Source organism: Streptococcus sp. 210928-DFI.4.42 (genome assembly GCF_020554365.1).
GTDB lineage: Bacteria > Bacillota > Bacilli > Lactobacillales > Streptococcaceae > Streptococcus > Streptococcus parasanguinis_S.
On the sequence record NZ_JAJCHF010000028.1, the window covers coordinates 1 to 25356 of the forward strand.

Genomic DNA, 25356 nt, shown 5'->3' on the forward strand with positions numbered 1-25356 from the left:
TCTTTCAAGCCATTTGGAGCTACTACATTGCGAATAACTGCATCAAAGGTTCCTGTTTCAGCATTATTATTCTCAATCGTTAGCGTGCCACTTGGTTTTAAATCCTCTGGTCGTTTTCCGATGTAAACATTTGTCGTTGTTCCACCCACACCCGTCATTTGTCCATTGTTCTGAACATAGTAAAGGTGAACATTATAAAGACCGGTTGAGTTTTTATGATCGGACGCTTTTACATTAACAGTATAGGTTCCGTTTGCTTGACGGTTGGCTGTATACCAAACAAGGTCATCTTGACCACCTGTTTCTGACCAGATCGGTACAGAAACACTTCGAACTCCATTTGGTGCCTTGACATTTGAGATGACAACGTCAAAGCGACCCGTCATAGTATCGTTATTGACAATGTCAATCTTCCCACTTAAGCTGCCTTCTGTTGGATCCGCTGCAGGTTTTGCGTTCGCTGTAAAGCGACCGGTATAGTCCACACTGTGGTCAAAGAGGTGTTTTCCTGGAAGCAATTCCGCTTGAGAAGTGAACTGCCACGCGCCAGCTTTCCCATTGTAACGCAAGCTTTTCGCATCGTTTACAGACAGTTTTGGAGAAGGGTATTGGGCAACCCAGAAATTCTGAAGCCCAAATTGAGCGGTGTTAACAGGACCTTTCTTGCGAAGGTTGTTTTCATCCAACCAGCTAGCACTGGTGTAGAACATCAAGTTGGTGTAGCCATTTTTGCGCATTTCGTCAGCCCAAGCTTGGGTGTTGCGGTTAATGTTTGGCTGCATCTTGGCATCCTCAAAGTCATTGACCATGAGGGTATTCTTTGGCAAACTCAAACGTTGTGCAGCTGCAATGTAGAATCGCGCTTCTGCACGCGCTGCTTCCTCAGAAGTATAGCGTGAGAAGTGGTACGTCGATACTTGCAGACCCGCAGCTTGTGCATTACGAATTTGGTTCTCCGCATTCGGGTTCTTGTACCAAGTGTCTTCTGTCAATTTGACAACGACACCGCCCACGCCTTTATTAGCTAGGGTACGGTAGTCTCCAATACTAATGTCTCCGTTATGGCTACTCACATCAACGAATGATTTTGGCTGAACCGCCACATCTGTTGAACGACCAGCTGGAGCGTGAGCGCCTGTGTTAAAGAAGGTCGTGCTTCCTGTATTAGACTGAAGAGGAGTTTCTTCTTTCTCAGTAGTCGATGCTTCTGTAGCTTTCTCTACAGATGGAGCCCCACTTTCTGAAGCCGCGACCTTGTTCACAGGTGCTACAGGCTGTTCGGTCACATTTGCTGGTGCTGCATAGTTGCTTGCGACAGGTGTTACCGACTTTTCAGCAACGGCCACTTCTGGCGCTTTTTCAGCTTGGACTTGGTTGCCTTCAGTAGTAGCAGCCTCGTTTGAAACCAGTTCATCTGCACTGACTCCCTGAGCAGATACAGCCATCAAGACTGCCGCTCCGGCATAAAAAATAAGATCTTTCTTTTTCATATAAACTTCCCTTTATACAAATTTTATACGTTAATCATTTTACCACACGGTTTCAGCGATGAAAAGTTTTATAAGGCAAATTTTTAAAATTAGTGATATTTTTTGAAAAACTAAAAAAAGAAGTCTATCTGACTTCTTTTGCTATTAAACTATTTTTCATATCCCAAATAAATTATTTACTACAATCGGTAGTTGTCAAAAATTTAATTAGAAAAAGAATTATACCTGATCTAAATCCTGTTTCATCACTGAAATCATTCTTTTTGCAACTGTGTCCCACGAATATTCTGCTTTATAATAATCTTGTTTCATCTGAACATTTCTAAAGAAGCTTTCATCTTTTATTAGATTATACATTTTATCAGCTAAAACCCGTGGGTTTTCCTCTTCAGCAGGTATTAATAATCCTGTTTCATTATTTTGAATTAGATTTGGCATTTCCATTAAATTACGTCCAATACATGGTAAACCATAGCAAAGAGCTTCAACAAACACAATTCCAAATGCTTCAAATCGAGAAGGTAAAACAAATACATCACAAAGATTATAATAATATTGCACCTTATCAGCTGGTAGATTCCCTAAAAAATAAACATTCGGATTGTTAAATTCCATCGGTGCATCTGAGGGACCTATAATGTACAACTCTGCCTCTGGCATGAGATTATTTTGCAAATAAACAAAAGCATTATAAACAAGATTTCCACCTTTACGCAAAAAATCTTTGCCAATAAATAAAAATTTATTTCGTCCCTTATGTGAGTGCTCAAGTAATAGGTTGTCCATATTTGTTCCCGCTCCCACGTAATGAACTTTTTCAACTGGAAGCCCTTGTTGAGCTATTAGGTAATCTGAAAACCATTTACTCATAGTAAATATTCCAGTGGCTTGATTATAAAATGTTTCCTGTTTTCTCATTCGACTATCTAGAATATCTGCCGAGACGTTTTGAAAACCACTATATTTGAATGATTGACTATTGTTTTGAGAACTCTCTATCAAATAATGAAGATTCAAGTCTTGATAGATATACACTGGATTATCAGGAAAAGATAAAGGAAACTCATCAAATGTAAGACAAACATCCTTTGGAGAGAGATGAACTTGATTTTCAGCATATTTTATATACGTCATGTTCATATCAGATTTTCTAATACCTAAACGAACAAGCACTTTGTGCACATTCATTCTAAAAGTATAAAAAATATTCTGTTCCTCAACAATCTCGTATTTTCCTAAATACTTTTTAATATTAGTTATTGTACCAGACCAATCCCAGGTCAATTGTTCTTTGTTATGAATAATTCTTGGAATTACAATCTTCAAACTAACCCCTCCTAAATTTATGTTTAGCTATATCTAAAATATGATCTAACAATGGATTTTTTAAAAGTTTGAGCTCTAATAAATAGATGATTAAGCTTACTAAAGTAATGCTAAAAATTAAAAGAAGTGAATTAGTTACGAATAACTTAAACCCAAAACCAATGACTATTATTGAAAAGAAACCTAGTAAAGCTTGAACTAAGTTCTGTCTCCATAGTACAAAATTAATGTACTTCCCGCTTTCTCTTACAACCAGAAAGTTATATAAAACAATAAAAAATTCTGATGCAATCGTTGCTACTGCAGCACCATTCTGATAAAATACTGGAATTAAAAGAAGACTAATTCCGATATTTACAACAATTCCATATAGAGCTCCTGTTAAGTTTACAGTTTCACGTCCGATAGGTATATTAAGCCCATAAGTTAATATCCCACCAAATATGGCTCCAATTAAACTAATTGCTAGTAACTGTAATGTTAAAGTGGCATCGATAAATTTTATTCCACCTAAAAATAAAATAATTTCCCTAGATAGGACAATAAGACCTGCACTCATTGGAATTAAGATTAGAGTTACCACTGAAAGTATTTGAGTATAACTTTTTTTAAATTCGTCAATTTTCTGTTCTCCAAACAAATGTGACAACCTAGGTATTGTAACAGAATAGATTGAAGCTAATAAATTTTTTAATATTGTATATACTCTGGCTGCAACAGCATACAATCCAACGTAATATGCTCCTTTAAACCACTCTAATATTAGCATATCAGAATTAGCATAGATACTAATTACTAGACCACCAGAAAACAAGACAATAATTGGCTTAAAATGCTTTACTAGATCAAGTCTCCAAACAAGAGAGAGTTTTAAATACTTTCTACAATAGATTAAATTTAAAATACAAGATATCCCTGAACCAATTACTGAGATAAATGTATATAGATATAAATCACTAGCTGTTTTAACAAGAACAAACATCAATATCAACGATAAAATTTGTATAATGATACTTCTAATCGTAATATAAAGGAAATCCTCAAAAAGAACGTTTATCCAGTCCACTCCGAGTGTTGTAAAAACAATTGTCAAACTTTGAATAAAAATCAGAATTTGATATTCTCTATTCGGAATAAATAAGCATACAACTAATACTAACAACAGATAGGATACTATCGTCGATAAAATATTTATAGTAAAAATTTGATTACCTAAATGACTTAATTTCTTAGAATCAGATCTAATACGCCCCCCTTCCCTAATAGCATAAGTAGAGATCCCAAGTGCAGCAACTAAAGAAAAGTAACCTACAATAGAAGCTGTATAATTAATTTTTCCTAGGTTCTCCACACCTAATATTCTACTGATATAGGGATAAGTGATTAAAGGGAATATAATTGAAAGTGCTGTTTTAAATAAATTTAAAGCCGCATTCACTCCCATTTTTTTAGTCATCTATTAACTCTCCATCTCTGTTTAATTTTGCAGATTCATTATTGATAATAACTAGTGTCAACGTTAACGCAATAATCCGAGGTCTATCAATATATGACATGATTGGAAGGCTCATCAGAAAACTAATCAGTAGGCCTGTTATTAATACGTTGGAACTAAGTTTCTTTACCCACGTCATAATTAAATTTATAGTCAAAAGGATATACCATACAAACCCTGGCACCCCCAAAGAACCTAATGTTCCAAATATCCCGATATCATCATAATTAAAAAATCCATCAGGCCCTTTTATAAAATAATATAAAGAAGTGCCCTTTTCCGGAGTATGCAATCCTAAACCAAATGGATAAGTAAAAATTTTATTAAAATAATATTCTATTGCACCTGTTCGAGCAAAAGAGGAGCCGGTGTTATCCGAAATACTATCAGATATTGAACCAAATTTATTTGAAATAATGAATAAACCCGCCGTCCCTAAAATAAGAGTCCATAATAATGAGGATAGAGTTAGTCTACGCTTATTGTATATGAAATACATTGAAAGAATGACTATTAGTACAGTCACCAAATAGTATCTCGACTGATCAACATAAAAAATAGCAACTAACATCAATAATAAACTAACTATATCAAAAAATGATTTTTTAAAATGATTTGCAATAATTTTCCATGCCACCAATATAACAAATACCCGAACAAGTCCCTCAAAAACACTATAAATACGTAAAGGTACTGTTAAATTATAAATATAACTTATAGGAATAATCTCTTCAATTTTCAAAAACAATGTTTGCAAGCCATGATATCTGTATACTTGCATAACAAATAATATTGATACTATTGAAATGGTTATCTGACCGATTTTAACAAAAAGCTTATAGTTTCTTTCTGTCTTAAATATCTCGCAAAGAGGAAAATAAAGGAGTAAAATTGAATAAGGAAGAACATCCCACAATACTTGCGTAATCGAGTAATCAAATAAATACATTGACACAAGCGAATTAAAAAACAGAATTAGAAAAAAGATTAGGATATAATTTCCAAAAATACCTAGTTTAAGTTTCCCTTTATTATAGATAAAGTATGCCAAAAATAATATTAAAGAATAGAATGCAACTCCTAATTTATTACTGGCCGCTCCTCCCAGTAAATTCGGCCAACTTACTAGATAAAAACCTCTGAATTCAATCAAGAAAAATAGTAAAAATAGAAAAAGATATTTATTAAATTTCAATGTTTTTTCTCCTTGAAATACGTACCATCCAATATTTTTTTCAATCGATATATCTTTTTACATAAGAAGTAGGACATATCAGATATTTTCAAAGAAAGTTTAGATGCCCCTCTATATTCTCTGTAATAGTATTTTTTTGATACACGGCCAATTTTCTCTGACTCAGGATTATGCGCTCCTCTATGATAATGATAAATTGTCCATTCAGGATAGAAATAAGTCATGTATCCCTTATTCCTCATTCTTTCACTTAAAATCATTTCTTCACAATAGAGAAAAATATTTTCATCAAATCCTGATACTGCTTCAAAAGCATTTCTAGAAACAAACATAAAGCTACCACTAACCCATCCAGTCTCACCCTCAGGAGCAGTATAGTCAATATCAATCCATTTATGTATCTTACTATTAAACCACTGCCTATTATAATCCTGAAGTATCATCTCTTCTACAAAATTCATCCGCTTACGAGGACTTTGAATATCTCCTTGAGGAGTGAGAATCTTAGGACCAACTATACCTATTGGATGATCGCTCGTTTCAATGATAGTTTTACATTCATTCAACTGTAAACCATTAGGAAACTCTAAATCATTGTTTGAAAAAACTAGATAGCGTGTATCAAAGTTCTGAATTGCAAATTTTGCACCTAAATTATTGCCTTTAGAGTATCCACCATTTTCATTGGAATCAATTATATAAATTTTCCTTTGTGAAATTTCAAAAGAATAAACTTTTTTCCCATTAAAAGCAGAGGAAGTAAATTCAACTTTAGAATCTTGTAAGAATTGTTTCCCCAATTCTTCCGCACTATTATCTACGATAATGTAATGTACATCATTCCCGACATATATATCAATAAACTTTTTTATATAATCTACTGTATCACTCATTGATTTGTAATCAGTAATAATTAATGAGTACATAGAATCTCCTTTTGTTTTACTTCGCTAATTCCTGATAGATTATTCGTAATTTTCTAGCGCTATCCTCTATATCAAATCCAGCTTCTTTTATTTTTTCTCTAGAACCATATGGAAGGCGTTCATAACTCATAGAGGTGATAAAATCTGACCACTTTTCAACACCATCAGATAATGATAATCTATAAAAGTTTGAATTAACCGATGCTGACTCTGGAACAGCAGAACTTACCACACAAGGTAGTCCAGATGCTTGTGCTTCAATATTCACGATTCCAAATCCTTCATAGAAAGAAGGTAACAAAAAAACATCCATTGCTTGTAAATATTGTGCTGGTTGTTCTTGTTTTCCAAGCAATAAAACCCTTCCTAATTTTATTTCTTCGTCTAGCAGCGTTTCTATATTAGCTCGTTCTTCACCATCACCAATCCATATAAAATAAAAATTAGGTACCTTGAGAAAAAAAGTATGTATTAGGTCAACTATAAATTCAGGATTTTTTTCATATGACATTCTCCCGACAGTACCTAAAACGGTAGCCTCCACTGGAATATTTAGATTCTCTCGTACCTTTTGCCTTAACTCTTCATTATATAAAAAGTCATTGATTACAATACCATTTTTCAGTATCGCCACATCAGACAAATCAGTATCGCCATACAAATAATTCGCTGCTTCAAGTGAACAGGCCAACTTATAATCAACAAGAAACTTAATTATTTTTCTTGCCGTTAACATTTTTAATCTGCCAACAAAACCCTTACCACGACTAGATAAAGTAGTGTGAGCATGAAGTACTATTTTTGCACCTACAAGCTTTGACAGAATAATATTAAATAACCCCTCGATAGCATCATCTGCGTTAATATGAACAATATCGTACTTTTCTTTTTTTAAAATAGAGTAGATATTTCTTAGCCTTTTTATTTTACTTGATGCTTCCTTAACATGTTGAACCTGTCCCCCGTTTTCTTCAATTATTCGATGAAAACTAGGGTTCTTCAATTTTCCAATAGCCAAAAAGTCAACTTGAAAGTCGTCTGTTAAGGGACGAGTCAAGTTATAGGCTATTACAGACCTACCTCCTGCTCCGAAATTGTCTGCCCCCATTTGTAAAATTTTAGTTTTCATCTATTTACTCCAGTAACTAATACATTGAATCACAATTCAAATTGAGACTTGTCAGGATAACGATTAGACAATATCTTAGAAAATTTCTCCAAGTCATTTTCTGTCATCGCCATATCATCATTGACACAAAGTAATTTTGTCTTTTTTTTCGATAATAATTTAGGAAGCTGATCAACAGCGGTAATTGAAATTGATTTTCCAAAATTTTTAGTAGATGGTTGAAAATCATTACTTTCAATTTGCCAATAACATAATAAATAATGATTTATATCCGTATTATAGTCTCTAAATTTATGTTTAGATGTTTGAACAAAAATGTCTTCTTCTACATTCCATAAATGAATTAGTGTACTCTTTTTTATTGGAACTGGTGTATGCTGATTATAGTATCCAGTTATCTTCCATGGAAATAACAAAATATTTTTTAAAACCAATTGACCATATTTAAAATTGAAAAACTTAAACGGCGACTGTTTCAAGGCTTTTTTATTTGAAAAATGTCTATATAAAACTTCTACATTATTAAAATAAACTTTGGAAAAAGATGACCACGGAACCAAGGCTTCATAAACAGCCAATAGCCTCGGTTGTCCGTTGACAAAAAAATCATCAGGCTTAACATCTTGAATCAAATACATGTCATCGTTAAAAAAAACAAAGTTCTCTGATAAACCTTCAATGCGGTGTAAATTCAACTCAATTGCAGCAGAATTAAATGTTGGTAAATATTCCTCAGGCATAAAATCACTATGCCTAACCCATTTTAGTTTAGGATGATTTAAATTTAACCATTCCGGTTTTTGACCATTAGTTATAAGATAAATATTATTTACCCACGGTGCATGCTTCTCTACCATCCGAAACCAATAATTGAATGTTCCATAATCTCTATAACGGTGCAGATTATCTCCATCATTATCAACCTGCAAACTATTAGACGTATATTTATTTTTTTCTCTAATGAAGTCAGGATCATTTCCATCAACCCAAAGTACAACAAAATCAATTTTTTCTTCCATGTTAAATCACCTATAAAATAATTGTTTGGCCGGTCTAACTATATAATTTTTTTGTTAAAAGTCCATTATTCCGATACAATAAAAAAGAAGAAAGACCAAAAATATTATGTTACTTTTCTTTATCAAATAAAATAGTCCAAACTTCATTTGCCAAACCCTTGTCTAAAAATCTCAGAATGATTTCTTAAAACAACATCAAAAAACGTTTTGTATACTGAAGGCTAGTTTTAATACTTTAAGTCTATACAGTACATATTTTAACTTATTTGGTTGGTCTTTCATTTGAGAAAGAGAAACACTATTCTTAAGCAATTCTTGTTTCACTTCATCAGTAATGTCTATATATTCTTTGTCTAATTTAGATTTATACAAACTTGCTAGTATGTGAATCAATCCATTTACATAATAAAGTTGTGAGATATGCAACTCTTCTTGATTTAATTGCGAACATACAAAATCTGAATAAAACATTTCTTTATAAAATCCAAACATATCTCTAAACTTTTTTTCATTCCAAGACTGTGTAATAGAATCTGGGTTGTCAATTAAGTAGTGATAGTATTTTTGATTAGTTGCATAGACCTTCTTAGCCACAAGAAACAGTTTGTAATTAGTGCCAAGATCCTCATAGTATTTCCCAATTGGAAACTGAATGTTATGATCAGTGAATAATGATTTTCGATAGATTTTATCATTAGCAAACCCAGTAATATAACGATGCTTCAGCATTTGCACAAAAGCATCTTTACCTTCAAATACTTGAGTCACTTCTAGTTCTGAAACTATAGCATCTTCTTCACCCTTCACAAACTCACGATTAAAAGAAATAATATCAAACTCTTGAGATTCTAGCGCTTCTGCTAACGCTATAAAGGTATCTGGTTCAATCCAATCATCTGAATCAGGAAAATAAACATATTCTCCTTTGGCATGAGAAATACCTGTGTTCCGTGCTTCAGAAAGTCCACCATTTTCTTTATGAATAACTGAGATAAAGTTATAAGCCTTAACATAGTCATCACAGATTTGAGGAGAATGATCAGTACTCCCGTCATCAACAAGTAGAATCTCATAGTCCTTCCATTCTTGGGCAAGAACACTTTCAATGCAACGTTTTAAATATCTTTCAACATTATATACTGGAATGACGACAGTTAATAGTGGTTTCATAGATTATTTACCTAATTTTTTATTCTACTCTAATTCTTCTCCTATCTGATCTAACTGACTTACAACATTCAATGATATATGGTAAATCTTTAAATCAGCTCGGATATAATCCTTTTTTCAGCGAATTTGATTATTTAATATTTCTTATACAACTCCGAAAAATTCCGAATATAACTTTGTAATGAGAATAGTTCTTTTTGGCGTTTAACAGATGCCTTGCCAAATTGTTCTCTCTTCTCAGTGTTCTCAGCCAATTCTTGAATAGCCTTGGATAATTCAGAAGGTTGATTTGGTGTGGCAAGAAGGCCGTTTTCGCCTTCCTTAACCATTTCACAGACACCACCATGACGGTAACCGACTACAGGTTTACCACAAGCCATCGCTTCTAGTACGACTGTTGGTAGTGGATCTGGATTGGTACTTGGCAAGACAAAGATATCAAACATATTATAGAGTTCTGTTGTCTTGCTATAATAGTCAATTCGCTTGATTTGTCCAGCTACTGGTGAGTCTGAGATGGCTTTCTCCAACTCCTCCACGCGCCACTCTTCACCTTCAAATGCACTTCCTGCCAAAAAGGCTACTGCTTTTGGATTAGCCTGTAAGATTGGCGTCACAGCTTCTAGGAAGTCGCCTTGACCTTTCCAAGCATTCACTCGACCAACCATTCCGATCACCAAAGCATCCTGGGCGATACCAAACTGATCACGGACCGCACTAGCATCCATCACCTGATAAACAGCATTGTCAACACCATTATAGATGACTTGAACTTGGTCATCTTTTACAAAACGAGACTGCTTGACATGATTAGCAACAGCATTTGAAACTGTCACAATCGTATCCGCATAGCGCCCCATCAAAAAGTTGATAAAATCTGAAATGGCTTTTGGTTTGACGATAATCTCATGCACATGCCAAATCAAAGGTAATTTCAACTTACGTTTAAGATAAATCCCCTCAAGTACCGCAGTCGTATTATTGTGAATAAGAGTAATGCCATTCTCCTTAGCATACTGAGCAATTTGTTTGGAGTAACGGTTATAGGAGCCAAAGTACTCAAGAATCCCTTTTGGATTAAAATATTTCCGGCGCAAGATTGGGTAATCAATAACTTTAACCTTTGCACCGACCTCTTCTAAAGCACCCACTAAGACACCGTCGTTGGGTAAAATAACGTGTGCTTCAAAAGCATCTTTATCCAACCCCCTAATAAGCTCCAACAAAACCTTGTCAGCACCATACATTTCGGCACCAGCATGGAGATATAATATTTTCTGCATTTCTAACCTTTAAATACTTTCTCGTAGTCTGTGACAATCTTTTCCCAAGTGAACGCTTCTGCAATCCGTTGACTTGATTTTTGATTGAGATCTTCGATTGCTTGAGCATCTAATTGCTCAGCCTGATCAATGACATGGGCCAATTGATCTTTCTTCCAATATAGTGCTCCATCTTCACCGACTTCACGGTTAAAACCAACATCCAACAAGAGATTGAGCTTAGTAGACTCAAGAGCCTCAAGAAGGGATGGATTGGTACCACCTACTTCATGACCATGGAAGTAAGCAAAGGCATTCTCACGGATATATTTGAGCAATTCTTGGTCATAGACAGTCCCTACAAACTTCACTCGAGGATCTTTATCAAATCCTGTATCTTTACGCAACTGTTCATAGAACTTGTTTTGCTCTACGTTGGTAATCAGTACAAAATCTTTTTGTGAATTTGACTGCATAAAGCCACGAATCATAGCTTCATAGTTGTTTTCCGGCACAAAGCGACCTACGACAAGATAGTAGTTTCCTTCAGCAACTTGCTTATTCGCAAACCAAGTCCGTACTTTCTCGTCTTCTTTACTCAGGATCGACTTACTTGTATCTGTCCCATAGGCGATATAGGTGGTCTTAGGTTGATACTTAGCGTAATCCTTCTGAATATAGGCTTCGATATTCTTGCTATCACAGATCAAAAGATCAGCGTGTTTGACCATGAGTTGTTCAGAAAACTTCCAGTATTTACGAACCGGAAGACTCCACTTGGCCCGAAGCCACTCATGACCATCTGGGTTAACCATCAGAGTCCCTCCGATAGCCTTGATTTTCTTTTTAATCCTTGAAATAAAGGGACCAATCCGACAAGCCAAGACATAGAAGATCGGAGCCTGGTCTTTGTTTTCTTTTGCGATTTCAATGGCCTTGTTGAGGGCTGCAATATCATAAGCAATAGCACGCGCAGGACCGATATTAGGGACATCAATGTTGTAACAGATCGCGCCATTATGTTCGAAAGTATCTGCAGTGATTCCTGATTTGGCTGAATTCTCCCGCATACAAGCTACATAATACTGGATATTTTTATCTTGTTGGAATTCGGTCAACTTCTCAACAAAGGTCTCAAAACCACCATATTTTGCTGGAATACCTTTGGAACCAACGATATAAATTGATTGTGTCATTTTTCTCCTAACATGGAAAGGACGAAGTAGGTATTTTCCTACTTCGCTCCTTCTTTTTTAAGTACAACCTTCACGGTCTTGAGCAGGATCTGAATATCTCTCCAGATCGTCCAACCATCCATATACGCAACGTCGAGCTTGACCACTTCGTCAAAATCTGTAATCTCACTGCGTCCGCTCACTTGCCAAAGGCCTGTAATCCCTGGCTTGAAACTGAGTCGGCGTTTTTGGGCTGGCGTATAGTCTTGGTATTCGTCTACCGTTGGAGGACGAGTTCCGACTAGACTCATATCACCGATCAACACATTGTAAAATTGTGGCAATTCATCCAGACTGGTCTTACGGATAAAGCGTCCGACTGGGGTTACCCGTGGATCGTTTTCCATCTTAAACATCCCACTCGTCATGGTGTTTTGCGCCATCAGATCTTTTTTAATCTCTTCGGCATCCACGCGCATGGAGCGGAATTTATAGAAGTTGAAATACCGTCCGTTCTTTCCGACCCGCTTCTGTACAAAGAAGGCAGGGCCGCCATCTTTACGGATTAGAGGGACCAAAACGATACTCACTAGTCCACAAATCAAGAGACCAAAGAGGGCTCCCGCAATATCCAAGAGACGTTTAGCAAAGACGTGACTCGGCTTGTAGAAATTGGTTGAGAAAGTGACGACACTTAATCCCCCGACTTCTCGAACCCGTTTATTGCCCAAGGAAGCGAAGTTAAAGGCATTGAGATTAACCGATACATCGATCCCCATACTCTCAAACTCCGAGACCAAGTCACTAATATTGTAGTCCTCACTTGGCAGATTAATAAACACTTCATCCACCACTTCCTTGGTCACAAAGTTCATCATTTGATCCGGCTGCACCACCCGTACACCCGAATGGGTGAAATCCGTATCATCCATGACGGTGACACCGATCAGTTCCCCATGATAGAGGCTAGGTGAATGCAGAATATCAAATACCTTTTCCATCCGACTGGTCGCTGTGATCAAGAAAATCTTTCGCGAGCTTTTCCGCCGTGGTGAAACAGACTTCCGGTATCTCTTGAGCAAGAGGTCCATGATATAGACGGAAAACGTATTAAAAAGAAAGAAGTAGATCATCCCTCGACGAGAGATGGAAAAGACCCCATCGAGCATAAAAGAGGTAAAGGTGATCCCAACAGCGAAAAATACATTGTATTTCAAGACCTGAAAGAGCTCATCTAGATAGCCTCTGCTATAAAAACGATAGGCAATATTGCTAATGTAAAAGGCTACAAAATGCAAGAGATAGAGAATGGCGATCGTCTGTGACGTGTATTCTGCATCCTTAAAAAGACTCACAATGTAAGCTGAAAATAGGACAGCCAAACTTTGAAAGAGAACAATATTTAGTTTTTCCAGTTCGATTCTTTCTTCTCCCATTTTCCCTCAATCCTATTCTTTACTTTTTCCCATACTCTCCGTAAGATCCATATCCACCATATGAACCATACTCAGCAGCTTTAATGTTGAATTTGTTAAGCACTACTCCCAAGAAAGGTGTGCCTGTTTGTTCTAATTGGTCCTTAGCCTTTTGGACAGCCTTGCGTCCATTGGCACCAGATTCTGTGATCAAGACAGTTCCATCACAGCGTTGGGCGATAATGGCCGCATCGATCACGACCCCGATTGGAGGCGTATCGACAATGATGTAGTCAAAATGCTCACGAAGTGCATCCATCATCACAGTGAAGTTCTTGCTTTGCAAGAGACCTGTTGGGTTTGGCGCGACCTGTCCAGACTCGATGATATCCAAGTTTGGAAAATCAGTCGCATACAAGATTTGGTCCAATTGGCTACGACCAGATAAGAAGTCAGTCAAGCCTTGGATCTTATCCCGACTACGGAAAATCCCTGTCATGACAGAGTTCCGGATATCACAGTCGACCAAGAGGGTCTTGTAACCCGCACGCGCAAAGGCAACGGCCAAGTTGGTTGAAGTGGTTGATTTCCCTTCATTTTCTTGAACAGATGAGATAGCGATGACTTTTAAGTCCACCCCACTCAATTGGATATTCGTCGCAAGGGCATTGAAGTATTCTTCTGCCTTCCGAATTTCTTGTAATTTATTTTTTGAAATTTCTAACGTATTCATGCGATCCCCAGTCTACAGTTTCTTAATATCTGGCACAATACCAAGTAAGGTTAAGCCCATCAACTCTTCGATATCTTCTGGTCTCTTGACACGATCGTCCAAGACTTCTACTACGACCATGAGAACCACCATGAGGCCTGCTCCAGCAATGAAGCCAAGAAGGACATTGCGTCGGATATTTGGTGAAGAAGGTGATTGAGGCACTTCTGCTTCATCCAAGGTCGTAACATCTGACACCTTGGTCACAGCAATGATCTTTTCAGCTGCTACATTCCGAAGGCCATTGGCAATACGAGCCGCTTCTTTTGGATCTCCGTCCTTAGCCGTGATCGAAAGGATACGAGTATCTGTTGGAACAGACACACTGATCTTTTTCGACAATTCAGCAGGTGTCATATCGAGTTTCAATTCTTCGATGGCTTGGCTCAAGACATTTTGAGAAAGAATGATTTCACGGTAGTCCTTAACCAAGTAAGAACCCGCCTGCAAATCAGAGTTTGTCAAGGCATTGTTGTCTTGGTTTTGACGGCTGACCACATAGATCCGGCTAGTACTTTGGTATTCTTTCTTGGCTAAAAAGGCACTGTAGCCAAATGCTGCAATGGCAAAGACAAGAGCGACCAAAACGATCGAAAACTTGCGTTTCCATAGGGTCTTCAGCATAGCGAAAACATCAATTTCCACTGCTTGATTTTCTTGATTGTTCATTTCCTAATTACTCCTTCATGTGGATCTCTCCACCTGTTTCATGGTTAGATTAATTCATCCGCTAACAAGAGTTCTTGATTGCTGACAAAGAGAGCTTGTGCTCGTCGTTCTCCGTATTCTTCCTTGATCAAGCGATAGGCTTCTGCCATATAAGGCGGTCGTTTATCCACATTGTGCATATCACTGGCAACAAAGTGCACCAAGTCTTTTTCTAAGAAGTACCGAGCTCGTTTTTTGAGTTGTTTTTGTTCATCCCCAAAGAGGCGAGGCTTGAGAACACTGGAACTATTGATCTGCATGTAGCAGCCCATGTCAATCATCTCTTGCACGCGCTCCTCATTTTTCTCCAAGCACTTGTAGCGCTCGATATGGGCCACCACTGGTGTCACACCTAGATGGAGCAAACGGTCCAAGGCCGTATGGATCTCCTTATAAGGTGTTCCCATGCTGAATTCAATCAGCGCAAAGCGTGTATCTGCCAAACGTGGAATGATCTTTTCTTCCAGTTTTTTTAAGACATCATTCGTAAAGTAGATCTCTGCCCCGTAATGAATCGTTAAATCTGGCGAGACCTCTGCCGCAATTTTTTTCACTTCTTGAAAATTTTCAGAAATCTTTTCTTCGGGAGTTTCAAACATCCCCTTGCGACGATGAGAAGTAGAGATAATGGTCCGCACACCTTGGCGATAGCTTTCTTCCAACAGGGCACGCGTATCTTCTCTTGTCTTTGGTCCATCATCCACATCAAAGACGATGTGCGAATGGATATCAATCATTTTTCATTTCCTTCCATTACCTTTTGAATGGTTTCCTTAGCTTTTGTCAAGCTTCCTTGATCCAACTCCATGACATAGAGGTTGGATCCAGGCATAGCATAAGATGGCAAATCGGTACGCCCTTGTCCGGTGATTGCTTGGGAAGTCACTTCATAAGAGCCACCCGTTTCCAATTGGGTATTGATCAGGTTCATCATAGTTGGTAACTGCATGTTGGTTTGAACGGAATCTTGGAGGTTTCCGATAATCTCATTGTAGTTACTCAAGACCTTTGTAGAGGTCAACTTTTTGATAATCGCCGCAATAACTTTTTCTTGGTTTTTCCCACGGTCATTGTCGCCACCTTGAAGAGAGTAGCGTTCTCGAACAAAACCGAGTGCTTGCTCTGAATTCAAATGGACCTTTCCAACTGGGAAATGGAACTTGCCATGAAGGCTCGTGAATTCTTGGTCATTTTCCACATCGATCCCCCCTAGAAGGTCAATTAACTTGAGGAAGGAAGTGAAATTGAGACGAACGTAGTAGTTAAGCTTGATATCATAGAGATTCTCAAGGGTATGGATCGAAGCATCCACTCCGTAGATCCCCGCGTGGGTCAACTTATCGTTCTGGTTGTTACCACCATCTGCAATCGGTACATAGGCATCCCGTGGAGTCGTTGTCAATAGGACTTGCTTGGTCTTCCGATTGACCGTCATGATGATATTGACATCTGAACGTGAAACCGAGGTTACTGGGCCATAGGTATCGATCCCGCTGACATAGATGTTAAAGACATCCGCATTGGCAGACACCTTGCTCGTCGCTGCCACTTCTTTTCGGATCTTGTAGGAATAGATTTTCTTCAACTTCTTCGCATAGTCCGCATCTTCTGCAGCGATGGTATCTTCAAAAGTACTGTTGAGCACCATAGCAGAAGCATTCCCTTCTTGCAGGCTCTTATAGGCATCTAGATAAGTCGGTGCATCCACTACAGAAATTTCCTGACCCTTGGTCTTCTTGATGTTGTCCAAGAGGGCAGTGAGATTGGCTTCGTTATTGTTGCCCTTTGGGGCTACCACTTCCTTGATTTCTTTAATATCTTTGATGTCACTGTCTTTCTTGACATAGACAGCCATCTCAAACTCTGTATAGTTAGAGTGGCCATTGACATTACTGGTCAGATTCAGCAGCTGTTGACTAGCAAACAAAACTCCTGAACTAGCCAATAAGCCGACAAGAAGCAAGACCAAAGTTGTTTTTTTGGCCTGATTTTTGATCACAAACCAAGCTGATAAGAGCAAGAGAAGAGCTAGTAGTGCAATCACGAGAACATTGACATAACGAAAAGCCAAGATGTTATTGGCCAACATGGTATAGGTCGCCCAACTTGCAGTCATAAGCAAAAAAATAAGCAATACGGAATTAATGATTCGCAATTGCCCCCACTTATGTTCTGAACGACGACTCCGTCTCCTTTGTGACATAAATACCTCCAATTAGTCCTAATCATATTTATTGTAACATATTTTTAGCAAAAAATGCATTAATTATCACTATTTTGTCTATTACGTACATCCGAGAAGTAAGCGCTTTCCATAGTTTGGAATTTCCCCTGTATACTTATGCAGAGAATCCAAAAAAACCGGGTGAAAAACCCGGTTTGAGAATGTAGACAAACTGTTTTTACATCAAACAAGTTAATGAATGCCTAACAAATTAAAATGGAATACTTTTTAGGCTCATTCAATCATCTACTGAAACTTTCCGCCGTGAGAAAAGTGCTAGAAACATTATTGTTTCTAGCACTCGGGAGTTTTGGAACCTTGGGTCCAAAACTAAGTCATGGAACTTCTTCGAAGTTCGCTGACGTCCGTACTCACCTAAGGAAAGTTTCTAAGATGACTTTGTCTTCAATCTGAACCGGGTGAAAAACCCGGTTTTTTGAAGATCCTACAAAAGATCATCTCGTTTGACCTGCTCAAAACTTTCCTTGCCGTCATTGAGCTTGTCCCAGATGACGACTTTTCCTTCTTTGAGGGATTTTTGAACATCAATGATCCGCTGGTTAGAAGACCCTCGGAACTGCAACATGAGGTTGCGTTTGCTCTTATCATAGCGGCCATCGACCAGAATATCAATCAGCGAGAGAAGCTCTAGCTTGTCTGGTGTCTCTAGCATCATTTCTTCCCAGGTGTAGCCAGTCCAAGACCAGATATCTTTGTCGGGCAACTCTTTCCGAATGCGTTTAACGAGAGGCAAAAGAATTCCAGTATTCAGGAATGGCTCTCCACCAAGCAGGGTCAAGCCCTGGACATAAGGTTGAGCCAGATCTGCCATGATCTGCTCTTCTAATTCTTTGGTATAGGGAATGCCTGCATTGAAAGACCAGGTCGCTACATTGTAACAACCCTCACAGTGAAACATGCAGCCGGCCACATAAAGGGAGTTGCGCACCCCTTCGCCATCGACAAAGTTAAAAGCCTTGTAATCGATGATGCGTCCTTGACTCAGTTCCTCACTCTTCCATTCGCCTGGTTTAGGTGTATTCCATGTCATCCTTCTACTCCACCTCTATCCAATAACGCTCCGTTCCATTTCGAACATCTTCAAATTGGCCGCCATTAGCTAGAATCACCGCTCGACTGGCCGGATTGTCCGTGCTACAAGTCACCAGAGCACGATGGATGTTCTTTTCTTTAGCTACTTGCAGACCTTGATGAAGAGCTTCTTTTGCATAGTCTTTGCCCCTTTCAGAAGGGCGGATGGAATACCCGATATGACCAGCATAATTCAGCAATCCCTCATTTAGTCTCAGCCGTAGATTCAAAAAACCTAAAGCATGGCCTGATTCATCAAACAATACGAACTGAATTGATGGAACGCGATTTTCAGGCAATCCTATTCCCATTTCTTTATTAAGGTTAGTTTCTAGCCACTCCTCATAATCAAAGTTCTCAGCATCCCAAAAGCCGCCGTCGTGAGCCGACTTGGTCTCTTCGAACTCTGTCATCATGTTTAGAATGGTTTCTTTATCTGCTAATGTTGGTCTACGTAATTCCATCTTTACCTCCCCCTATACGAGAAAAGCGAGAGCGAACTCTCACTTTACAACATAAACAATCATTTTTAATAAAATGAGTTAATAAATACTGAATCAATAAGATGACGCTTATTTATTAAACTTTTTCAAGAATCTACTGAGACTTTCCGCCGTGGGAAAAATGCCTGAAACCAACAAGTTTCAGGCATCCGGAATTATTGAGACCCTAGGCTCAATAATTAGTCATGGAACTTCGTAGAAGTTCGCTGACGTCCGTACCCCACCCAAGGAAGTCTCAAAAGAGAATTCCATCTTCAATATGAAGCGAGAATTCTCACCTTTATTTTTTCTTGTTCTTATTTAAAAATTGTTCTCTCAGGCTGGCTACTCGGTCTTTTTTATTGATTCCACCCTTTGAATGCTTCTCATGGAATCGTTGAACCTGAGCCTTACCTTTATCATCTAATTGGTATTTTCCCATAATATCCTTTTCTAATCTGTCACTTGGTGTCCAGCTGATTTGATCGTGGATCCATTCATGTGTTTGACACGTGCCGCGATTTCCTTATGACGGCCATTGACCATGGGACGAGCTTGAGGGTTTCCTAGATAACCACAGGTCCGTTTGACCACATCAACCGTCTTAGGATCGCTATTTCCACAGTTTGGACAAGCAAATCCGCGCTCAGTCGGCGTGAAGTCTCCCTCAAAATCACACTTGTAACAACGGTCAATCGGTGTATTGGTTCCGAGATAACCGACCCGGTCATAGGCATAATCCCAAACCGCTTCAAGGGCTTTTGGATTTTGTTGGAGCACAGGGTATTCACAATAGTGGATAAAGCCACCAGACGCCCCAGCTTCAGGATAAACTTTTTCAAAATCCAACTTTTCAAATGGCGTTGGGTTCTTACGAACATCGTAGTGGAAACTATTGGTGTAGTATTCCTTGTCTGTGATATCCGGAACCTTACCAAATTTCTCCGTATCTAGGCGACAGAAGCGGTCTGTCAAGCTTTCTGACGGTGTCGAATAGATGGAGAAGTGGTAATCATACTGGTCAGACCATTCTTCCACGCGCGCTTTCATATCCTTGATGATATCGATCGTGAATTGTTTGGCTTCTGGATTGTGTTCCCAATTTGGACCATAAAAGACGGTTGCGACTTCATAGAGTCCGATATAGCCAAGAGAAACAGTTGCTCTACGATGACGGAAGAGCTGATCTACCTGGTCATACTTGCCCAAGCGTTTCCCGAAAGCCCCATATTGGTAGAGAATCGGCGCATTGGCTGGTGTCGCTTCTTTGGTGCGTTCCACCCGGTAAACCAAGGCATCTTCAGCGATGTTCATCCGTTCATTAAAGATTTGCCAGAACTTCTCCTTGTCTCCACCCGATTCCAAGGCAATCCGAGGTAAATTGACTGTCACAACCCCTAGGTTCATCCGGCCAGAATTGACTTCTACGCCATTCTCATCCTTCCAACCTTGAAGGAAAGAACGACATCCCATCGGCACCTTGAAGGAGCCTGTCAACTCGACAATCTTGTCATAAGACAAAACGTCTGGATACATGCGCTTCGTCGCACATTCCAAGGCCAATTGCTTGATATCATAGTTAGGAGTTCCAGGTTCTAGGTTGAGCCCCCGCTTAAGGGTAAAGATCAGTTTTGGAAAGATAGCGGTCCGATGTTCCGATCCAAGTCCCTTGATTCTAATTTCCAAGATCGCCTTTTGGATTTCCCGCTCGAAGCGATTGGTCCCAAGACCAAAACCAAGCGAAGTAAAGGGAGTTTGTCCGTTCGAGGTAAAGAGGGTATTGATCTCATATTCCAGCGATTGCATGGCATCATAGATATCTTTTTGAGTCTTGCTCCAAGCATAGTCCTCCTGCTTTTCAGGAAGCACCCACTCTTTGGCATCTGCCAAGTGTTTTTGGTAGTTCTTTTCTGCATAAGGGGCCAGGACCTCATCGATCCGGTCAGCTGAGCACCCCCCGTACTGACTAGAAGCTACATTGGCAATAATCTGCGAGATTTGAGCCGTTGCAGTTTGGATAGACTTAGGACTTTCTACTTCTGCATTCCCAATCTTAAAGCCATTTCTGAGCATGCCTTCAAAATCGATCAAACAGCAGTTGGTCATCGGTGTATAAGGGCTATAGTCCAAATCATGGTAGTGGATATCCCCTTTTTGGTGGGCATTGGCTACGTGTTTAGGCAACATTTTAAGACCAATAGACTTACCAACGATCCCCGCCGTCAAATCCCGTTGCGTATTAAAGACATCACTGTCCTTATTGGCATTTTCATTGACAACCGCTTGGTCCTTGTTGAGGAGTTTTCCAATCGTAAAGTTGATATCCGTCGCTTTTGAGCGCTCAAAATCCCGCTGAGTCCGGTAAGTAATGTAGCTCTCAGCAATCGCATATTCGTTAGCTTGAAGCAATTCATGTTCGACGACATTTTGGATCTCATAGATCTTCACGCCATTTGGAAAACGTTCCAAGATCTCTGCGATCACACGATCGACAATGGCTTCTAGTTTGGCTTCCATCACTGGAGTGAGAGAAGTCACTTCTTCTGTCGCCTTCAACAAGGCTTTATAAATTTTTTCAACATCGAATTGAACACGGCGGCCATCTCGTTTTTCAACAAAAATATCCGGGGCCATTCTCAGTTTTTCTTCTCTCAAGGTGATCATACCAAACATGCCTCTCTTCATTTATTTACATACAAGTTGTATTATACCACTCCAAAAATAAAAATCAATATCTTGTGGTGAAAATTCTAAAAAACTTTCTAAAACACAAGATATTGATTTTCTTAAGAGCGTTGATAGAGTTTGAAATAACGGTATTTCTTCTCAACTAGACGATAATTTTCTTTGAGCAAGTCCTTCATATTGGAGGTCAACTCCACCTGATTGTTGACCACAATATACTTGGGTTCAGACCGATCGATTTGTTGGATCGCATTGGTCCGATTTTCATTAATTCCCAGATAAGAAGTTGGAGTCAATAAGGCAGAAGCCGACAAGCGATCACTTTCTTGATAGATGGTAGCCGTTGTATCCCAAGCATAGATGGTATCTTTGGCCTTGCTGTGGTTATGAATGTAGCTAGCGATAGCGCTCCGTTCACTGGATTGACCAGACTGAACCACGACATCTTGGACCACTGGATTCGCTAATAAATAGACAAGGGCTACTAGCGGCAAGAAAGCTTGGCTCGTAAAGTAAGCGGCCCAAACTTCCTTGTTTTTCTTCTTCCGACCACGACGTTCGATCCCATCGTTTTCTTCCCCATCTCGTGAGAACCAGATTGCAAACAAGGGAAGAACAAATGGCAACATCGGTAACAATTGGTAAGCGCCTTGTTCAGGAAGACCAATAGACACAATGAGGACTACCAGGCTACCTGCCCATCCCATAAAGCGGAAGATCCGGCGAGCACTGCTACTTTGCTTGGTAAAGGACATCAAAAAGGCAGAAACTAGGCCAAAGGCCAGCGCCAACAAGCCATAATAGATGGCATTACTGAAGGTCTGTCCATTCGTGAAATTCAAGGCATTAAAGACATAGGTTACTTGGTTAATGGCATAGCCAAAAGTCTGATTCAAAACGGTGATATAGCCAATTGGATAAAAGACAAGTGAGAAACCAAGGAGAGCCGCTAGCAGTTGATAAAAGCCACGTGCCCATCTCTTTTGCTTGATATTAAAGGCTGTTAAACCAAGAAAGGCCAATAAATAGAACAGGGCACTAGTCATCGGATCAACTAAGAAAGCCACAGCGGCAATCGCACCATAAAGGATAAAGCCTTCGTCCTTACGATCCCCAATCAAATAAGCCAAAATGAAATTCATGCTGGCAAATAGGATTGGAAGGCTAAAGAAGGTGACATAGGTCCCTCCAAAACCAAGGCCTAGTACCAAGAAATAAAAGAGCAACTGGACATTCTTCGCTGTATCTTTATCAGACACCAATAGGCGGACAACACGATAGAGATAAGTACCCGCAAAGAAGAGGGCAATCGCTTGAAGGATCAGTAAGATCCAATGTCCTCCAGCCAAGCTTCCCAACCAGTTGATCGCATAATAGAGCAGACCATTGGTTCCGTAAAAATCACCAAACGGTACTTGCCCCTTGGTCATTGCCCAGCCGGCATACAAGTTTTGCGATTGTTGATTGGTTGCAAAACGGGTCAAAAATGGCACCCCGACATGCAGCAAACTAATCAAGAGACTCAATACAAAAGGAATCGCTAGGGGCACTGGACGCTTGGATTGACGACGGATCTGCTCAACTGCCACATCTGCTTCTAGCTCTTCCGTATCCTCTTCTACCTTAGATGCTTCCGCTTTTGTCGCTTCAACTCCCGCCTTACGGGAACGACGACTCATCCGACTGAGCGGTTGTTCCGGTTCCTGTTCCGATTCTTGTGTAGGTTCTGCTACTGCTTCTGGCTTGGCATCACTAATTTCCTCTGATGCCTCCATTGCAACCGGCTCCTCCAAGACTTCTGCCTGCTGGCTATGAGTCGGCTCTTCTTCACGAAAGACTGATTTATCTAGCACTTCGCGAATTTCACGTGTATCCTGAAAACTGTCTCCCACGTGAATCCCTAACTTTTTCGAAGTCATTTCTTGCTCTTTTTCGCTCATTCTTTTTCCTTTTCTTCGCTATTCCTCTGCTCTTTCCTTTTAGAAAAAAGCCCATTATCTTTTCTAGTATACCAAATTCTGCCGACCATGTCAGCCTCTTGCCACATAGTCCTATGGAAAAAGAGTCAGGCATCTCGATTCCTGACTCTGATTTTCGTTTTTATACATTTACAACATCGGTGCGAACAATTGCATAATTTCCTTGATTAAGCTTTGGTGCCAGGTAAAGTGGAAGGTATCTTCAGTGATCTCTTGAGATACTTCAAAGATGTGGTCAAAATCCGCCCGGATCTCTTTCAGAGCAGGCGTCCGATACATCCAGACCGCATTTTCATAGTGATGGACCAGACTACGGTAGTCAAAGTTAATCGACCCTACAACCGCCATTTCGTCATCTGCCAGAACTTGCTTACTGTGGACAAAACCAGGCGTGTACTCATAGATTTTCACACCAGCATCCATCAGATCCAAGTAAGCCCCACGCGTAACAATTTGGATCAATTTTTTATCCGGAATATGCGGGGTCACGATGCGAACATCCACCCCACGAAGGGCCGCATTGCGGATATCTTCTGTCAAATCATAATCGATGATCAAGTAAGGAGTCGTGATATAGACGTAATCCGTCGCTTGGTTGATCATATTTTGATAAACCGTCTTTCCGACCTGCGACTTGTAAATTGGCTTTGGTCCACTCCCATAGGGAATATAGAGCCCTTCTCCTTCGACTGCCTTGTTTTCAATATGATAGCGGTCAAAATCCTCGATTTCCCCACGGTTGATGTACCAGTTCATGAGGAAGAGTCGCGTTAAGGCCTTAACAGCTCGTCCATCTAAACGGATGGCACTGTCCTTCCAGTGACCAAACCGCTCAATGTGGTTGATGTACTCGTCTGCCAAATTGACACCACCCGTATAGCCGATCTGCCCATCAATGACCAGAATCTTGCGGTGGTCTCGGTTGTTATATGCCACTGTTAGACGGGGGATCACCTTGTTAAACTTATGGGCATCAATCCCCATCTTTCGCAATCGTTTGGTATAGTTCCCAGCCAAGGTTGCCATACAGCCGATATCGTCATAAAGGAGTTTGACTTCAACCCCATCTTTCACTTTCTGCTCTAAAATCTCTAGGATACTGTTCCACATCAAGCCCTCATCAATGATGTAAAACTCGATGAAGATAAATTTTTTCGCTGCTTTTAGATCCTCTAGTAGTTGCTCATACATCTCCTCCCCTAGAGGGTAAAAGGTCGATGCTGTCCCATTGTAGAGATCCGCATTGTGGTCCATGGATAAAATCGACTTGACCAAGCCATAAACCGCTTTGCTTTCTTGCTTGAGCTCCTTACGCAACTGATGACTATTGTCCTCTCGAAACTTCATGGACTCCATATTTTTCAGCTGGATCATTTCCTTTTTGGACAAACGCCGCTCGCCAAACATGAGGTATAAAAGCGATCCAAAGACAGGAATGACGGCAATTAAGAGCCAGGTCACCTTATTTTCAGGCGGGGTATTTCGATTAACAATAGCTAAGATTGTCGACACATATAAGAGCCCAATGACTGCAACAGATAGCCAATGAGGGAACCATCTATTGAGCCAAAAGAAGGCCGCAAAGGATGCCCATAGTTCAAAGCCCATAAACAAAATACTAAATCCATATTTGGACATTAATAGACGTAATTTTCGAAAGGTCACAGCATCCTCCTTGTTTCTTTCTACTAGTATACCAATTCTTTTTACCCGTTGCAACGACCAACCAAACCCCTTCTAGACAAACAAAAAGAGAGTGGGACAGAAGTCCTAGCCTCTCAATTATTTTTGGATTGTCGAGCAAGACGCAGT

21 protein-coding genes are annotated in these 25356 nt (G+C 39.5%); all 21 read right to left on the reverse strand.

Annotated features, from left to right (window positions below; translation table 11 throughout):
* Positions 1 to 1490 (reverse strand): GH25 family lysozyme (locus LIZ08_RS09160; protein WP_227038722.1); only part of this gene is annotated, 1490 nt, incomplete at its 3' end.
* A 219-nt stretch (positions 1491 to 1709) separates the two neighbouring features.
* Positions 1710 to 2816 (reverse strand): glycosyltransferase family 4 protein, encoded by a 1107-nt coding sequence (locus LIZ08_RS09165; protein WP_061455832.1) that lies wholly within the window; start codon positions 2814 to 2816, stop codon positions 1710 to 1712.
* Position 2817: 1 nt separating this feature from the next.
* Positions 2818 to 4272 (reverse strand): flippase, encoded by a 1455-nt coding sequence (locus LIZ08_RS09170; RefSeq protein WP_021154071.1) that lies wholly within the window; start codon positions 4270 to 4272, stop codon positions 2818 to 2820.
* Positions 4265 to 5506, reverse strand: coding sequence for a hypothetical protein (locus tag LIZ08_RS09175; RefSeq protein WP_003014546.1), 1242 nt, complete (start codon positions 5504 to 5506; stop codon positions 4265 to 4267). The genes LIZ08_RS09170 and LIZ08_RS09175 overlap by 8 nt, the downstream gene beginning before the upstream one ends.
* Positions 5503 to 6432 (reverse strand): hypothetical protein, encoded by a 930-nt coding sequence (locus tag LIZ08_RS09180; RefSeq protein ID WP_003014514.1) that lies wholly within the window; start codon positions 6430 to 6432, stop codon positions 5503 to 5505. The genes LIZ08_RS09175 and LIZ08_RS09180 overlap by 4 nt, the downstream gene beginning before the upstream one ends.
* Before the next feature lie 16 nt (positions 6433 to 6448).
* Positions 6449 to 7561: a glycosyltransferase gene (locus LIZ08_RS09185; protein WP_227038723.1), complete on the reverse strand. Its 1113-nt coding sequence runs from the start codon at positions 7559 to 7561 to the stop codon at positions 6449 to 6451.
* A gap of 29 nt (positions 7562 to 7590) precedes the next feature.
* A complete protein-coding gene (locus LIZ08_RS09190) occupies positions 7591 to 8580 on the reverse strand; it encodes a stealth family protein (protein ID WP_061455834.1) in 990 nt (329 codons plus the stop codon).
* A gap of 195 nt (positions 8581 to 8775) precedes the next feature.
* A complete protein-coding gene (locus LIZ08_RS09195) occupies positions 8776 to 9750 on the reverse strand; it encodes a glycosyltransferase (RefSeq protein ID WP_227038724.1) in 975 nt (324 codons plus the stop codon).
* A gap of 134 nt (positions 9751 to 9884) precedes the next feature.
* The gene (locus LIZ08_RS09200) at positions 9885 to 11033 is read right to left on the reverse strand and encodes a glycosyltransferase family 4 protein (RefSeq protein WP_227038725.1); all 1149 of its coding nucleotides are present in this window, start codon (positions 11031 to 11033) and stop codon (positions 9885 to 9887) included.
* Between the two features lie 2 nt (positions 11034 to 11035).
* Positions 11036 to 12208 carry a beta 1-4 rhamnosyltransferase Cps2T gene (gene cps2T / locus LIZ08_RS09205; RefSeq protein ID WP_155168237.1) on the reverse strand — a complete coding sequence of 391 codons (1173 nt, stop codon included), beginning with the start codon at positions 12206 to 12208 and terminating at the stop codon, positions 11036 to 11038.
* A 38-nt stretch (positions 12209 to 12246) separates the two neighbouring features.
* Entirely contained in the window at positions 12247 to 13623 is a 1377-nt protein-coding gene (locus LIZ08_RS09210) for a sugar transferase (protein WP_227038726.1), read from the reverse strand.
* Positions 13624 to 13642: 19 nt separating this feature from the next.
* Positions 13643 to 14335, reverse strand: coding sequence for a tyrosine-protein kinase (locus LIZ08_RS09215; protein ID WP_021154082.1), 693 nt, complete (start codon positions 14333 to 14335; stop codon positions 13643 to 13645).
* A gap of 12 nt (positions 14336 to 14347) precedes the next feature.
* Positions 14348 to 15043 (reverse strand): Wzz/FepE/Etk N-terminal domain-containing protein, encoded by a 696-nt coding sequence (locus tag LIZ08_RS09220; RefSeq protein ID WP_003009081.1) that lies wholly within the window; start codon positions 15041 to 15043, stop codon positions 14348 to 14350.
* 44 nt (positions 15044 to 15087) lie between these two features.
* Positions 15088 to 15819: a capsular polysaccharide biosynthesis protein Cps4B gene (gene cps4B, locus LIZ08_RS09225; RefSeq protein WP_227038727.1), complete on the reverse strand. Its 732-nt coding sequence runs from the start codon at positions 15817 to 15819 to the stop codon at positions 15088 to 15090.
* On the reverse strand, positions 15816 to 17285 hold the full coding sequence (locus LIZ08_RS09230; protein ID WP_227038728.1) for an LCP family protein: 1470 nt from the start codon (positions 17283 to 17285) through the stop codon (positions 15816 to 15818). The genes cps4B and LIZ08_RS09230 overlap by 4 nt, the downstream gene beginning before the upstream one ends.
* A gap of 466 nt (positions 17286 to 17751) precedes the next feature.
* Positions 17752 to 18357 (reverse strand): anaerobic ribonucleoside-triphosphate reductase activating protein, encoded by a 606-nt coding sequence (nrdG, locus tag LIZ08_RS09235; RefSeq protein WP_031574364.1) that lies wholly within the window; start codon positions 18355 to 18357, stop codon positions 17752 to 17754.
* A gap of 4 nt (positions 18358 to 18361) precedes the next feature.
* Entirely contained in the window at positions 18362 to 18862 is a 501-nt protein-coding gene (locus tag LIZ08_RS09240; protein ID WP_031574361.1) for a GNAT family N-acetyltransferase, read from the reverse strand.
* 319 nt (positions 18863 to 19181) lie between these two features.
* The gene (locus tag LIZ08_RS09245; protein ID WP_003002079.1) at positions 19182 to 19322 is read right to left on the reverse strand and encodes a hypothetical protein; all 141 of its coding nucleotides are present in this window, start codon (positions 19320 to 19322) and stop codon (positions 19182 to 19184) included.
* 11 nt (positions 19323 to 19333) lie between these two features.
* Positions 19334 to 21544 (reverse strand): anaerobic ribonucleoside-triphosphate reductase, encoded by a 2211-nt coding sequence (gene nrdD, locus LIZ08_RS09250; RefSeq protein ID WP_031574358.1) that lies wholly within the window; start codon positions 21542 to 21544, stop codon positions 19334 to 19336.
* A 122-nt stretch (positions 21545 to 21666) separates the two neighbouring features.
* On the reverse strand, positions 21667 to 23505 hold the full coding sequence (locus tag LIZ08_RS09255) for an MFS transporter (protein WP_031574356.1): 1839 nt from the start codon (positions 23503 to 23505) through the stop codon (positions 21667 to 21669).
* Positions 23506 to 23673: 168 nt separating this feature from the next.
* Positions 23674 to 25209, reverse strand: coding sequence for a cardiolipin synthase (cls, locus tag LIZ08_RS09260; RefSeq protein WP_125826773.1), 1536 nt, complete (start codon positions 25207 to 25209; stop codon positions 23674 to 23676).
* Positions 25210 to 25356 lie beyond the last annotated feature (147 nt).

Excerpts from the sequence above, each read along its gene's own strand:
- LIZ08_RS09170 (WP_021154071.1), bottom strand. The coding sequence starts at position 4,272 with ATGACTAAAAAAATGGGAGTGAATGCGGCTTTAAATTTATTTAAAACA.
- LIZ08_RS09180 (WP_003014514.1), bottom strand. The coding sequence starts at position 6,432 with ATGTACTCATTAATTATTACTGATTACAAATCAATGAGTGATACAGTA.
- LIZ08_RS09185 (WP_227038723.1), bottom strand. The coding sequence starts at position 7,561 with ATGAAAACTAAAATTTTACAAATGGGGGCAGACAATTTCGGAGCAGGA.
- LIZ08_RS09190 (WP_061455834.1), bottom strand. The coding sequence starts at position 8,580 with ATGGAAGAAAAAATTGATTTTGTTGTACTTTGGGTTGATGGAAATGAT.
- LIZ08_RS09195 (WP_227038724.1), bottom strand. The coding sequence starts at position 9,750 with ATGAAACCACTATTAACTGTCGTCATTCCAGTATATAATGTTGAAAGA.
- LIZ08_RS09200 (WP_227038725.1), bottom strand. The coding sequence starts at position 11,033 with ATGCAGAAAATATTATATCTCCATGCTGGTGCCGAAATGTATGGTGCT.
- cps2T (WP_155168237.1), bottom strand. The coding sequence starts at position 12,208 with ATGACACAATCAATTTATATCGTTGGTTCCAAAGGTATTCCAGCAAAA.
- LIZ08_RS09210 (WP_227038726.1), bottom strand. The coding sequence starts at position 13,623 with ATGGGAGAAGAAAGAATCGAACTGGAAAAACTAAATATTGTTCTCTTT.
- LIZ08_RS09215 (WP_021154082.1), bottom strand. The coding sequence starts at position 14,335 with ATGAATACGTTAGAAATTTCAAAAAATAAATTACAAGAAATTCGGAAG.
- LIZ08_RS09220 (WP_003009081.1), bottom strand. The coding sequence starts at position 15,043 with ATGAACAATCAAGAAAATCAAGCAGTGGAAATTGATGTTTTCGCTATG.
- cps4B (WP_227038727.1), bottom strand. The coding sequence starts at position 15,819 with ATGATTGATATCCATTCGCACATCGTCTTTGATGTGGATGATGGACCA.
- LIZ08_RS09230 (WP_227038728.1), bottom strand. The coding sequence starts at position 17,285 with ATGTCACAAAGGAGACGGAGTCGTCGTTCAGAACATAAGTGGGGGCAA.
- nrdG (WP_031574364.1), bottom strand. The coding sequence starts at position 18,357 with ATGACATGGAATACACCTAAACCAGGCGAATGGAAGAGTGAGGAACTG.
- LIZ08_RS09240 (WP_031574361.1), bottom strand. The coding sequence starts at position 18,862 with ATGGAATTACGTAGACCAACATTAGCAGATAAAGAAACCATTCTAAAC.
- LIZ08_RS09245 (WP_003002079.1), bottom strand. The coding sequence starts at position 19,322 with ATGGGAAAATACCAATTAGATGATAAAGGTAAGGCTCAGGTTCAACGA.
- nrdD (WP_031574358.1), bottom strand. The coding sequence starts at position 21,544 with ATGATCACCTTGAGAGAAGAAAAACTGAGAATGGCCCCGGATATTTTT.
- LIZ08_RS09255 (WP_031574356.1), bottom strand. The coding sequence starts at position 23,505 with ATGAGCGAAAAAGAGCAAGAAATGACTTCGAAAAAGTTAGGGATTCAC.